Annotated in this window: 11 protein-coding genes; 8 read left to right on the forward strand and 3 right to left on the reverse strand. The window is 62.8% G+C overall.

From position 1 onward, the window contains the following. The first annotated feature begins 19 nt into the window (after positions 1-19). From V7M64_RS04095 to V7M64_RS04120, 6 genes are all read left to right on the forward strand, one after another. Positions 20-1,030, forward strand: coding sequence for a catalase family peroxidase (locus V7M64_RS04095; RefSeq protein WP_333677209.1), 1,011 nt, complete (start codon positions 20-22; stop codon positions 1,028-1,030). Beyond that, complete coding sequence (locus tag V7M64_RS04100) at positions 1,030-1,578, forward strand: cytochrome b/b6 domain-containing protein (RefSeq protein WP_333677210.1); 549 nt, start codon at positions 1,030-1,032, stop codon at positions 1,576-1,578. The genes V7M64_RS04095 and V7M64_RS04100 overlap by 1 nt, the downstream gene beginning before the upstream one ends. Positions 1,579-1,944: 366 nt before the next feature. Beyond that, positions 1,945-3,459, forward strand: coding sequence for an AlkA N-terminal domain-containing protein (locus V7M64_RS04105; RefSeq protein ID WP_333677211.1), 1,515 nt, complete (start codon positions 1,945-1,947; stop codon positions 3,457-3,459). Next, positions 3,456-3,986, forward strand: a complete 531-nt coding sequence (locus tag V7M64_RS04110) for a methylated-DNA--[protein]-cysteine S-methyltransferase (protein WP_333677213.1) — start codon at positions 3,456-3,458, stop codon at positions 3,984-3,986. The genes V7M64_RS04105 and V7M64_RS04110 overlap by 4 nt, the downstream gene beginning before the upstream one ends. Before the next feature lie 135 nt (positions 3,987-4,121). Further along, entirely contained in the window at positions 4,122-5,360 is a 1,239-nt protein-coding gene (locus tag V7M64_RS04115; RefSeq protein ID WP_333677214.1) for a TIGR03862 family flavoprotein, read from the forward strand. 549 nt (positions 5,361-5,909) lie between these two features. Continuing rightward, positions 5,910-6,569, forward strand: a complete 660-nt coding sequence (locus V7M64_RS04120; RefSeq protein WP_333677215.1) for a carbonic anhydrase — start codon at positions 5,910-5,912, stop codon at positions 6,567-6,569. A gap of 45 nt (positions 6,570-6,614) precedes the next feature. On the opposite strand, the gene V7M64_RS04125 is transcribed toward V7M64_RS04120, so the two are convergent. After that, entirely contained in the window at positions 6,615-7,091 is a 477-nt protein-coding gene (locus V7M64_RS04125; protein ID WP_333677217.1) for a nuclear transport factor 2 family protein, read from the reverse strand. 170 nt (positions 7,092-7,261) lie between these two features. On the opposite strand from V7M64_RS04125, the gene V7M64_RS04130 reads away from it, so the two are divergent. Then, positions 7,262-8,545: an ectonucleotide pyrophosphatase/phosphodiesterase gene (locus V7M64_RS04130; protein WP_333677219.1), complete on the forward strand. Its 1,284-nt coding sequence runs from the start codon at positions 7,262-7,264 to the stop codon at positions 8,543-8,545. A gap of 81 nt (positions 8,546-8,626) precedes the next feature. Then, positions 8,627-9,529, forward strand: coding sequence for a LysR substrate-binding domain-containing protein (locus V7M64_RS04135; RefSeq protein WP_333677220.1), 903 nt, complete (start codon positions 8,627-8,629; stop codon positions 9,527-9,529). Positions 9,530-9,611: 82 nt separating this feature from the next. On the opposite strand, the gene V7M64_RS04140 is transcribed toward V7M64_RS04135, so the two are convergent. Together V7M64_RS04140 and V7M64_RS04145 are read right to left on the reverse strand one after the other, a co-directional pair. Continuing rightward, complete coding sequence (locus tag V7M64_RS04140) at positions 9,612-10,856, reverse strand: MFS transporter (RefSeq protein ID WP_333677222.1); 1,245 nt, start codon at positions 10,854-10,856, stop codon at positions 9,612-9,614. A gap of 238 nt (positions 10,857-11,094) precedes the next feature. Next, positions 11,095-11,937 (reverse strand): alpha/beta hydrolase, encoded by an 843-nt coding sequence (locus V7M64_RS04145; RefSeq protein ID WP_333677224.1) that lies wholly within the window; start codon positions 11,935-11,937, stop codon positions 11,095-11,097. Positions 11,938-11,962: the final 25 nt, after the last annotated feature.

Below are 11,962 nucleotides of genomic sequence, written 5' to 3' on the forward strand. Positions count from 1 at the left end.
CTTCGGGCTCATCGCTCTCGTGCTGCTCGTCATCGTGCTGGCTTTCGGCTACGTCGGCGGCTGGCTTGCACCGCAACGCCTGACGGCACAGCGGCTGGTGAACCAGCTGCAGGCCAATGCCGGGGTTTTTCCGGGCTATCGCCGCAACCACGCCAAGGGCGTATGCGTGGCCGGCTATTTCGACAGCAACGGCCAGGTGCAAACGTATTCGGTGGCGCAGGTGTTTTCGCCTGGGCGAACGCCGGTGGTGGGGCGTTTCGCCGTTCCCGTTGGCAACCCTTATGCGCCAGACAGCGCTGTTCCCATCCGCAGCCTGGCCTTGCGCTTTACGCAAGCGAACCGCCAGCAATGGCGCACGGGCATGAACAGCATGCCGGTGTTCCCGGTCGCCACGCCGCAGGCGTTTTATGAGCTGTTGCAGGCACAGCAGCCTGATCCTTCGACCGGCAAACCCAACCCAGCAAAAATCGGGGCGTTCTTTGCCTCGCATCCCGAAACCGCTGCGTTTGGCGCCTGGGTGAAAACAGCCAAGCCCTCTGCAAGCTACGTCACCAATAGCTATTGGAGCTTGAACGCGTTCGAGTTCGTCGATGCAAAAGGAGAAAAGCACGCCGTGCGCTGGCGCGTGGTGCCGGAAGCCAGCGGTGATGGCGTCGGCGGCAGCGAGGCGAATTACCTTGATGCCGATCTGGCGCAACGGCTTGCACAAGGACCGCAGCGCTGGCACCTGATGGTGACGCTCGCCAATCCCGGCGACCCCACCAACGATGCGAGCAAGGAATGGCCATCGGATCGGCGCGAAATCGATGCCGGCACATTGGTACTTACCAGCACCCAGCCGCAGGAAAGCGGCGAATGCCGTGACATCAACTACGATCCCACGGTGTTGCCGCACGGCATCGAAATATCCGACGACCCACTGCTGCCTGCGCGTTCCGCTGCCTACGCGACGTCGTATCTGCGCCGTACCAGCGAGGAAGCACATCTGCCCGGCACTGCCGCAGCCACTACCAAGCCAGAGGCCAAGTAATGACGCGCTCACCTTCTCAGTTCGTACTTGCCGCCAGGGTGCTGCATTGGCTGATGGCAATCCTGATCGTGTCGATGCTGTTTGTCGGCGTCGGCATGGTGGCGTCGGTATCCGAACGGCACGAATGGTTGTTGGCGATCCACAAGCCGCTCGGCATCGCGATACTGGTGCTTGCAGTGATCCGATTGACCGTGCGGCTGCGCCATCCACCGCCGCCCTTGCCTGCCGATCTGCCTGCCATCCAGAAATTGGCGGCATATGCGTCGCATTATCTGCTGTACGCGTTGATGATCGCGATGCCCTTGGTCGGTTGGGCCATGCTGTCGGCAGGCGGTTACCCGGTAATGCTCAGCCACTCGTTCCGCTTGCCGCCGATTTTCCCGGTAAATGCCGCAGCGTTTGCGGTGCTGAGGCATGCGCATGCGTGGTTGGCAGCGCTGTTGTTTTTGACCTTCCTGGCGCATCTCGGTGCGGCGCTGTATCACGGATTGGTTCGCAGGGATGGGGTGTTGTCGAGCATGACCGGCATCCGGCATGAGACGGAGTAAAAGAGTTGCCGTGGAGGCAGGGATGAAATCCCAGCCTTCGCCGCCTTCGTTGACAATCCCTTCTCGGCATCCTGCGAGCACAGATCAGCTTCGAGCTTGATCTTCCTATTGCGAAAAAGTGTTGCATCGCTTTCCGAACCCATTCGCCGCCCCGTGCGTCGCCATCCACGTCGGCGGCGGGGATGGCGCACCTGCCAGCGCCACCTAACAACGCACGCCCCACTCTTGATCTGCATGACATTCCCAGGCGGTCGAAAGCTCGCCACGCTAGCGGGCCATCATTGCAATCGCCATACCGGAAAACCATTTGGCGTTGATGTCCGAAAACGGCGAGTTTCACACACCAGACGGTGCTAGCCTGCACCCATGCCAGAACTCCACACCATTCCCACGCTGGACCCGCAAACCTGCGAGCGGGCTCGACTGAGCCGGGACGCGCGTTTCGACGGACTGTTCTTCATTGCCGTCAGCACGACCCGCATTTACTGCCGGCCAGTGTGCCCCGCATCGCCATCGCCCAAGCGCGAGAACGTCACCTATTACACGACGGCCGCAGCGGCGGAAGCGGCGGGGTTTCGGCCTTGCCTGCGCTGCCGGCCGGAACTTGCCCCGGGTAACGATGCGTGGCAGCGCGGCGATCATGTGGTGACGCGTGCGCTGAAGCTGATCGACGAGGGTCTGCTGCAAGATCAATCCGTCGATGCGTTGGCGCAACGTGTTGGAATAGGCGCGCGGCAATTGCGCCGCTTGTTCGTGGAGCGCCTGGGCGCGCCGCCGATCGACGTACACACCACGCGCCGCCTGTTGTTCGCCAAGCAGCTGCTGACCGAGACGAACATGCCGGTCACCGATGTGGCGCTGGCCTCGGGCTTCGGCAGTCTGCGCCGCTTCAATGCGGCTTTCGCGCAGGCCAACCGTATCGCGCCGCGCGACTTGCGCCGGAAGCCGTATGCCACCCAGGGCGACAGCCTGGTGCTGCGCCTGCATTACCGGCCGCCGTATGATTTCCATTCGCTGCTGGCGTTTCTGCGTGGGCGCGCGTTGCCGGGGATTGAGGTGGTCGACGATGAAAGCTACACGCGTGTGTTCGGCCCGGCCGACGCACCAGGCTGGCTGCGCTTGAGCGCATGGCCGGAACAGGAAAATGCACTGCGCCTGCAATTGCGTTGCCCGCAACCGGCGCAGATGTTGTCGGTAGTATCCCGTATTCGCCGCATGTTCGATCTGGATGCGGATCCGCAAGCCATTGCAACTGCGTTGCAGACCACGTCGCCAATGCGCTCTTCGCTGCGCAAACACCCGGGCCTGCGTTTGCCCGGAAGCTGGGATGGCTTTGAAGTGGCGGTGCGCGCCATTCTCGGCCAGCAAGTAAGCGTGGCGGCGGCGCGCACGCTCGCCTCGCGCGTGGTGCATCGCTACGGTGCACCACTGTCCACGCCCGCAGCACCCGGATTGGAATGCCTGTTCCCCACGCCGGAAACACTCGCGGATGCCGACCTCAATCCCTTGGGCATTACCACGGCGCGTGCGCAAAGCATCCGTGGCGTGGCGCGCGCCTTGCTGGATGGCCGGGTGGACTTCCGCGTCGAGCAATCACTGGATGAGTTCGTGCAGCGCTGGGTCGCCCTGCCCGGCATTGGCGAATGGACGGCGCACTATATGGCGATGCGCGGGATGAGCCATCCGGACGCGTTCCCGGCCGCTGATTTGATTTTGCGCCGCGCGGCCTCCGGCGATGGCAGCACACTCAGCACCAAGGCATTGACGCAGATGGCCGAAGCATGGCGCCCGTGGCGCGCCTATGCGGTCATGCATCTATGGCGCAGCATGAGCGAGCCGGCGAAGCTGCCTGCAACGACACGCAAGCGAGCCGTGGCATGACGACAGCGAACGATATCTGGTACGACTACCTGCCCACGCCGATCGGCAAGCTGCTGCTGGCTGCCGATACAAAAGGCCTGCGCGAAGTGTGGTTCGAAACCGGCAAGCATCGGAAGGAACCGGATACGGCATGGAAACATGATCCCGCCAAGCTCGTGTTCGCACGCGGGCAGTTGGACGAATACTTTGCCGGCACGCGCACGATGTTCGATGTACCGCTGCATCCGATCGGTACGCCATTCCAGGTCACGGTGTGGCATGCACTGGCCCAGATTCCGTACGGCACCACCATCAGCTACGGCGAGATGGCGCGCCGCATCGGGCAGCCGCTGGCCGTGCGCGCGGTGGGTGCTGCCAATGGGCGCAATCCGTTGCCGATCGTATTGCCCTGTCATCGGGTGATCGGGGCGAACGGCAGTTTGACCGGGTTTGGCGGTGGGTTGCCGACGAAGCGGTACTTGCTGGCGATGGAAGATCAGGTGGCGCGTGGGGACTTGTTTTGCGCGGGTCTCGGGTCTGTCCGCTAGTTCGGGCGCCGCAGAGATGGTTGCTCGTCATTCCGGCGCAAGCCGAGGCATGAGGCGGTGATCCGCCGCCTGGCGCCACGCGGAAACGTCGCGTGGCTCTTTTACAATGCACGGCCTTCCCCACCGTGCCAGCACATGCCGTCCACGCACTCTTCCCACCTGATCGTCATCGGCGGCGGCCCGGCCGGGTTGATGGCTGCCGAAACGGCGCGCGCGCAGGGCGTGGACGTCGATGTGTACGAGGCGAAGGGTTCGGTGGGGCGCAAGTTTCTGATCGCCGGCAAAGGCGGCATGAACCTTACGCATAGCGAGCCGCGTCCGGCATTCGATCGCCGCTATGGCGAGCGCATGCGGGACATCGGTGCGTGGCTGGACGATTTCGATGCCGCTGCATTGCGTGACTGGGCCCGCGGCTTGGGCGTGGAGACGTTCGTGGGCAGCTCGGGCCGCGTTTTTCCAGGCGACATGAAAGCCGCGCCGCTGCTGCGCGGCTGGGTGCATCGCATGCGCGACAGCGGCGTGCGTTTTCACGTGCATCATCGCTGGCTGGGCTGGCGCGAGGATGGCGCCTGGCATTTCGCCACGGCGGAAGGCGAGCGCTTCGTACATGCCGGCGCGGCGGTTCTGGCGCTGGGCGGCGGCAGTTGGCCGCAACTGGGCTCGGATGGCGCCTGGCAGGCGCGGCTGGTCGAGCGCGGCGTCGACGTGGCGCCTTTGCAGCCGGCCAATTGCGGCTTTGATATCGGCTGGAGCACGCATCTGTCTTCGCGTTTTGCCGGCGTACCGCTCAAGCCCGTTGCAGCACGGCTGCACGATGCTTCCGGACACACGCCCATGCTGCAAGGCGAATGCGTGATCACGCAGACCGGCATCGAAGGCAGCGTGATCTATGCGTTATCCGCCAGCTTGCGCGATGCCATCCACCGGCAAGGCCATGCCGTGCTCGAACTGGACCTGGCACCGGATCGCACACGGGAACGACTGCATCACGATCTGGCCAAACCGCGCGGAAGCCGCACGCTCAGCGAACATCTGCGGCGCCAGGTTGGGCTGGTAGGCGTGAAAACCGTGCTGTTGCACGAGGTGCTGGATACGGCGCAACGCCACGACATGGCGCTGTTGGCGCGCACCATCAAATGCCTGCCGCTGCGCTTGAAACAGCCACGCCCCATCGCCGAGGCGATCAGCAGCGCAGGCGGTGTGCGGTTGGAAGCGTTGGACAATGCGTTGATGCTGAGCGCCCTGCCCGGCGTGTTTTGTGCCGGGGAAATGCTGGATTGGGAAGCACCTACTGGGGGCTATTTGCTGACGGCGTGTTTTGCGAGTGGGTATCGCGCGGGTTTGGGTGCTGCGGCGTGGCTGAAGTGCCGGTAAGTAGGTGTGCAAAAAATTTTTCATCTTGCACGAATAGCTGAAGGGCTCGTCGCCCGGCGGAAGCCGGAGCCCAGTGCCGTTGAGAACTTCAAGTCGCTGGGCAACGCTTCCGCCGAGGCGACGAATCAGGTTTTCGACCACGCAACCTAAAGCTTGCCAAACGCCCGCCTTTGCATCTATACCGACGACCGCACCACTGCGAATGCCAATGCTACGAACTCAGGGATGTTTCACTTACCAGAAGACCAAAACCGTCATTCCAGCGAAAGCTGGAATCCAGTGTCTTTCAGCTAAAAAGTCATTGGATCCCAGCTTTCGCTGGGATGACGAGAACGAAGTTTCTGGTGGTTGAAAGCCCTTACGCTCCGGCATTGCCGCCAATGCTCCAAGCCCGATCCGCAACACATAAATCGGATGCGACACCTCTCGTTGTAGAAGATCTTCACGTTCCTCTCACAACCCTCATGGAGGTAGGCCATGTGCGATCACGCTTCCTGCGATCATGCTTCTTCATCGTCTCGTCGTCACTTTCTTGGAGCGAGCCTGGGATTGCTCGCACTGAGTGCCGTGCCGCCCTTGCGGGCGTATGCCGCAGAACCCTCGCCGCAGAACGCGATTTCACCGGATACCGCCTTGCATCGCCTGCTGCAAGGCAATGCGCGCTATGCGGCCAATCAGCTCGATGCCAAGGATTTTTCGTCCGGCCGTGCCGCGCGCGCCAAGGCGCAATATCCCGTTGCGGCGATCTTGAGCTGCGCCGATTCACGCGTCGCGCCGGAACTGGTGTTCGATCAAGGGCCGGGTGATTTGTTCGTTATCCGCGTGGCAGGTAATTATTTGAGCAGCGATAGCCTGGCGAGCCTCGAATACGCGGTGGGCGTGCTCAAGACGCCGTTGATCATGGTGCTGGGGCATACGCAATGCGGTGCGATCAAGGCCGCCATCAACGAGATCAAGCACCCGGCGCCCTTGCCCGGACACATCTGGGATATCGTCGACGCCGTGCGGCCCGGCATAGCCAAGACGGTGCAAGCCGGTGGCGAGGACGTGCTGGGCAAAGCCGTGGGCACGAACGTCGATTACAACGTCTCGCGCATTGCCTCGGCACAACCGGTGGTATCCGAAGCCGTGGCGCACGGCAGCGTCAAAGTGGTCGGCGCCGTGTATGAACTGGCTTCCGGCCACGTGCTGCTGCGCCAGGCTGCGTGACGCCCGCGCGCTATTCCGCGTTGACGGAATAGCGCACGCGTGCCGCTACAGGCCCAGGTCGCTCAGCCCGGGATGATCGTCGGGCCGGCGTCCTTGCGGCCAGTGGTATTTGCGTTCGGCTTCACTGATCGGCACATCGTTGATGCTGGCGTGACGCACTGCCATCAAGCCGTTTTCATCGAACAGCCAGTTCTCGTTGCCGTAGGAGCGAAACCAGTTGCCGGCATCGTCGTGCCATTCGTAGGCAAAGCGCACGGCAATGCGATTGCCATCGAACGCCCATAGTTCCTTGATCAGGCGATAGTCCAATTCGCGCGCCCATTTGTGCGTAAGGAACGCCTCGATCGCCTCGCGACCGTCGAGAAATTCCGAACGGTTGCGCCAGCGGCTATCGGGCGTATAGGCGAGCGCGACGCGCCTGGGGTCGCGTGTGTTCCAGCCATCTTCGGCGAGGCGCACTTTCTGGATGGCGGTTTCGCGGGTAAACGGCGGCAGGGGCGGACGTGGTTCGATCGCGGACATGGCGGCTCCCATCGGCGGCACGGAGAACCGGCATTGTAGTGTCTGGCCCGGTCTCGCCCGCATAAAAACTTGCGACGGCATCGGGGCACTCATCCGCATCGCAGGGCCTGCTGAATTAGTCACACAACTGCGTCATCATTCACGGCTGATCGAAATACGGATTCCGCTCCATGAAACGCTTATCCAGCCTGCTGCTTTGCTCGTTGATCGCCCTGGGCGGCTGCGCCACGCATCCCGCCGGGCCGACGCAAAGCAAGGCACGGCAGGCCAAGATCGAGGCCACCGCGCCGTTGCTGCTGATTTCCATCGACGGCTATCGCGCCGACTACATCGATCGCGGCTTGAGCCCCAGCTTGCAGCAGCTTGCCGCAACGGGCGTGCATGCCGATTCGATGCAACCCTCGTTTCCTTCGCTGACCTTTCCCAATCACTACGCCATCGTTACTGGCTTGGTGCCGGACCATAACGGCATCGTCAACAACACCATGGTCGACCCGCAACTGGGCAAGTTTTCGCTGAGCAATCGCAGCGCTGTGAGCAATGGCTTGTGGTGGGACCAGGCCACGCCGCTATGGGTTAGCGCCGATGCAAACGGCCTGCGTACCGCAACCATGTTCTGGCCGGGCTCGGAAGCGGATATCCAGGGCAAGCACCCGGACTACTGGAAGCCTTTCAACAGCAAGGTGACGCCAAACCAGCGCGTCGACCAGATACTTGCATGGCTGGACCTGCCCCGGGGGCAGCGCCCCACCTTCCTTACCCTGTATTTCGATGCGGTCGATCATGCCGGTCACGGGCATGGGCCGGATTCGCAGGAGGTGAACCAGGCCTTGCGCGACACGGATGCAGCCATGGCGCGCCTGGTGGATGGCCTGCGCCAGCGCGGGCTGTACGGCAAGATCAACATCATCGTGCTGGCCGACCACGGCATGGCCAGTGCCCCGCTGGAGAACAGCATATTGATCGACAAGTTGATCCCCATGGATGACGTGCAAGAAATAAGCCTGGGCGTGCTGGCGGGCTTCAATCCCAAGCGCGGCCATGACTTCAACGCCATCGAGCAAAAGCTGGAGCAACCGCAACGGCACATGCGCTGCTGGGACAAGACGCGCATCCCTGCCCGCTTCAACTACGGCGCCAATACGCGCGTACCGCAACTGGTGTGCCTGGCCGATGTGGGCTGGCGCATCACCACCACGGACTACCAAGCCAGGCACAAGGGTCATATAAGCATTGGCGAACACGGCTACGACAATGCCGATCCGTTGATGCAGGCGCTGTTTATCGCGCATGGACCGGCATTCCAGAGCGGCATTCGTTTCCATAGCTTCCCGAACGTGGACGTGTACCCGCTGATGGCGCATTTGCTGGGCATCACGCCGAAATTCAGCGACGGGAAATTCGGGGATGTGCAGGGAATGCTGAAGCCGGAGCCGGCGGCAGCGGCGCAATAGCCGCTTGAGCCCCTCTCTCGATGGGAGAGGGAAAGCATGCAGCACTTGAGCCTTTCGCTCCATGCCGCGAAAGTAGCGGCCATGAACATCGAACTGCGCCACCTGCGTTACTTCGTCGCCGTCGCCGACACGCTGCATTTCGGCAAGGCGGCCGAACGGCTGGGCATGTCGCAACCGCCGCTCAGCCAGCAGATTCGCCAGCTGGAAGAGGCCGTCGGCGCCCGGCTGCTGACGCGCACCAACCGGCGCGTGGCGCTGACCGAGCCTGGTCGCGTGTTGCTGCAGGAAGCACGCGAGATCCTTGCGCGCACCGATCGCGCGATGGATCTGGTGCAGCGTGCGCAACGCGGCGAGCTGGGGGAGCTGCGCATCGGCTTTACGCGCACGACGCCGCTGTCGCAGGACATTCCCGGCGCCATCTTTGCGTTCCGGCAGCGTTTCCCTGCGGTGCATCTGCAGTTGGAGGAGATGAACTCGCTGCAACAGATCGATGCATTGCTCGAGCGACGCCTGCAAGTGGGCATTCTGCGTCCGGGCACGTTGCCGGAATCACTCATTTCCAAGCGGCTGTTCCGCGATCCCCTGGTGGCGGTATTGCGCTCGGATCACGCAGTGCTCAAACGCGTGGGTGCGCGCGGCAAGCTGCCGGTCAAGGCATTGGCGGAAGAGCCATTCGTGGTGTTCGCACGCAATGCGGGCGCGGGCGTGCACGAACATGTCATGGCCTTGTGCCGCGGCGCAGGCTTTGCGCCGCGCATTTCGCAGGAAGCGCGCGAGGCATCCACCATCATCGGCTTGGTGGCCGCCGGTTTTGGCGTGGCGATATTGCCGCAGTCATGCGATCACATCCACGTGGAAGGCGTCAGCTACGTGCCCTTGGCGGAAACCAACGCCATGTCGGAAATCCACGTGGTGTATCGCGAAGACGAACGTTCGCCGCTGGTACCGCGCTTCGTGCAATTGCTGACCGCCGCGAAGGGCTAATGTAGTTGGATCAGCGCAGCGCAACCCGACAATGCTTCGGCGCGGGATTGGTTGGATTGCGCTGCGCTAGCCCAACCTGCGGCTACGGCATGGCGCCCTTGCTCATGGGAGTGGGCAGCGTGACCCGTTGCGGCAATGGCGGCAGACGATACAAGCGCAGCGCAATCAACAAACCAGCCAACACCAGCGCACCGACAAACAATGCGACGCCTGGCCAATGGTCAGCAGCGTAGAACAAACCACCGCTCCAGCCTGCCACGCTGGACCCCATGTAATAGCTGAAGAGATACATCGACGACGCCTGCGCCTTCGCCGCACCGCCACGCCGTCCGACCCAGCTGCTGACGATGGAATGCCCGCCGAAGAAACCAAAGGTGATCGCCGTGATGCCGAGAATGATCAGCCACAGCGACGCGGTCATCGTGCACGCCACACCCAGCAGCATCAGCGCGAACGTCGTCCATAGCACCTTGCGCCGGCCCAGCTTGCCCGCCAGGTGCCCCATCCAGGCCGAGCTGAAAGTGCCGACCAGATAGATGCCGAAGATCAGGCCGACCACCGCCTGGCTAAGGTTGAACGGCGCCGCCATCAGACGATAGCCGAGGTAGTTGTAGACCGTGACGAAGGCACCGAGCAGCAGGAAGCCTGCCAGGAACAGCCACGGCAGGCCGGGATCGCGAAAGATGCCGGCAAAGCGTGCAAACAGCGTACGCCACTGCAAGGTTTGCGGATGGAAGTTGCGCGATGGCGGCAGGGCTTTCCAGAACACCAGGGCGGAGATCAACCCGATCAGGCCCACGACACCCACGCCGACACGCCAGCCTGCAACATCGGCCACCACGCCGGCAATCAAGCGTCCGCTCATGCCGCCGATCGCGCTGCCGCTGATGTACAGGCCCATGCCGAGGCCGATCGATTCGGCGTGTATTTCTTCGGTGAGATAGGTCATCGCCACCGCCGGCAAACCGCTGAGCGTGATGCCGAGCAGCGTTCGCAGCGTAAGCAGCGCGTACCAGTTGGGCATCATGGCGGTCAGCAGCACCAGCATCGCGGATGACAACAGCGATGCCACCATCATCGACTTGCGCCCCACTGCATCGGAAACGCCCCCGGCAAATGGCATCGCGAAGGCGAGCACGCCTGTCGTCAACGACAGCGACAACGCGCTGGTGGCAGCGCTGATGTCATAGTGCTGGCTGAATTGCGGCATCAGCGGTTGCACGCAGTACAGCAACCCGAAGGTGGCGAGGCCCGCGGCGAACAGCGCAAGGTTGGTGCGCCTGAAGGCAGGGGTGCCGTGGTGGATGAGGTTGTCCGTGGGGTGCATAGCGAGACGGAGGCTTCCTCCCCGTCATTCCGGCGAAGGCCGGAATCCAGTTTGAATACGTCATGCGAAGCACACAAAACCTTTATATCGAGTGCTTCGCACGACATGTTTAGACTGGATTCCGGCCTTCGCCGGAATGACGATAGGGCCTCTTGGCGTTTTTGAGGTACGCCAAGCATAGATTTCCATCCGTGGAAGGTCGATAACGCGCAAAGTCCGCCTCGATAGCCGCCGCGTATCAATCCGCCATCACCACCGCCATCACCACCGCCGACAACGCTTCCCGCACAATGCCCAGCACTTGCGTGGGCGCCTCCAGGTTGGCGTGGTGCCCTGCCCCATGCACCACGTACATGCTCGCCTGCGGCAAGCCTTCCAGCCATTCCTTCGCCAGCCGGTGCACTTCGACCTGATCTTCGCTGCCGACGATCAGCACGGTCGGCATGTCGATCTCATGCAGGCGTTCGAGTGCACTGGGCGTGGGCGTGCGTTGATCCTGCGCGGCGCGCGTCCAGTAGCTGGTTTCGCGCCTGAACAATTGCGTGGTCATCGCTTCGGTGTGCCGGCGGGCGGCCGGATCCACTTCGTTGACGGCGCGGCGCGGGCCATCGGTAAAGGCACGCAGCGAGCTGTCGATCAGGCCATTGACGTCGAACGTGCCGAGCGCTTGCAAAAATGCACGTGCCGCCGGCGTGCTGTCGGCGAAGCGGCCCCAATAGCCTGCGCCGACAAAAACCAGCGCGCTGACGCGTTGCGGATGGGCCAGCGCGAAATCCAACGCCGTGGCGGCACCGCCGGAGCACGCTAGCAAGGCGGTGCGCTGCACGCCGCATGCATCGAGCACGCCAGCGAGATCTTCGTGATGCGCGTAGCTGCCGGGTTCGATGCTGGAACGGCCGAAGCCGCGCGCGTCGTAGCGCAGTACGTGGTGCGTGTCGGCCAGCGCGGCGAATTCGTGATCCCATTGCCGGCGGTCGACCAAGAAGCCGTGCAGCATGGTAATGGTGTCGCCCTTGCCGGCTTGTTCGACGTAGAGCTCGGCGTGGGGGACCTCTATGAAGTGGGAGCTCGTATTGGTCATGGTGTTCCCTTTCTGCGTTGGCAAG

The organism is Dyella sp., from assembly GCF_036746095.1.
Classification (GTDB): domain Bacteria; phylum Pseudomonadota; class Gammaproteobacteria; order Xanthomonadales; family Rhodanobacteraceae; genus Dyella_B.

What these genes read in the sequence shown, in the direction of transcription:
- V7M64_RS04135 (WP_333677220.1), top strand. Translation starts at nt 8,627, where the DNA reads ATGAACATCGAACTGCGCCACCTGCGTTACTTCGTCGCCGTCGCCGAC.
- V7M64_RS04105 (WP_333677211.1), top strand. Translation starts at nt 1,945, where the DNA reads ATGCCAGAACTCCACACCATTCCCACGCTGGACCCGCAAACCTGCGAG.
- V7M64_RS04100 (WP_333677210.1), top strand. Translation starts at nt 1,030, where the DNA reads ATGACGCGCTCACCTTCTCAGTTCGTACTTGCCGCCAGGGTGCTGCAT.
- V7M64_RS04145 (WP_333677224.1), bottom strand. Translation starts at nt 11,937, where the DNA reads ATGACCAATACGAGCTCCCACTTCATAGAGGTCCCCCACGCCGAGCTC.
- V7M64_RS04110 (WP_333677213.1), top strand. Translation starts at nt 3,456, where the DNA reads ATGACGACAGCGAACGATATCTGGTACGACTACCTGCCCACGCCGATC.
- V7M64_RS04140 (WP_333677222.1), bottom strand. Translation starts at nt 10,856, where the DNA reads ATGCACCCCACGGACAACCTCATCCACCACGGCACCCCTGCCTTCAGG.
- V7M64_RS04130 (WP_333677219.1), top strand. Translation starts at nt 7,262, where the DNA reads ATGAAACGCTTATCCAGCCTGCTGCTTTGCTCGTTGATCGCCCTGGGC.
- V7M64_RS04115 (WP_333677214.1), top strand. Translation starts at nt 4,122, where the DNA reads ATGCCGTCCACGCACTCTTCCCACCTGATCGTCATCGGCGGCGGCCCG.
- V7M64_RS04125 (WP_333677217.1), bottom strand. Translation starts at nt 7,091, where the DNA reads ATGTCCGCGATCGAACCACGTCCGCCCCTGCCGCCGTTTACCCGCGAA.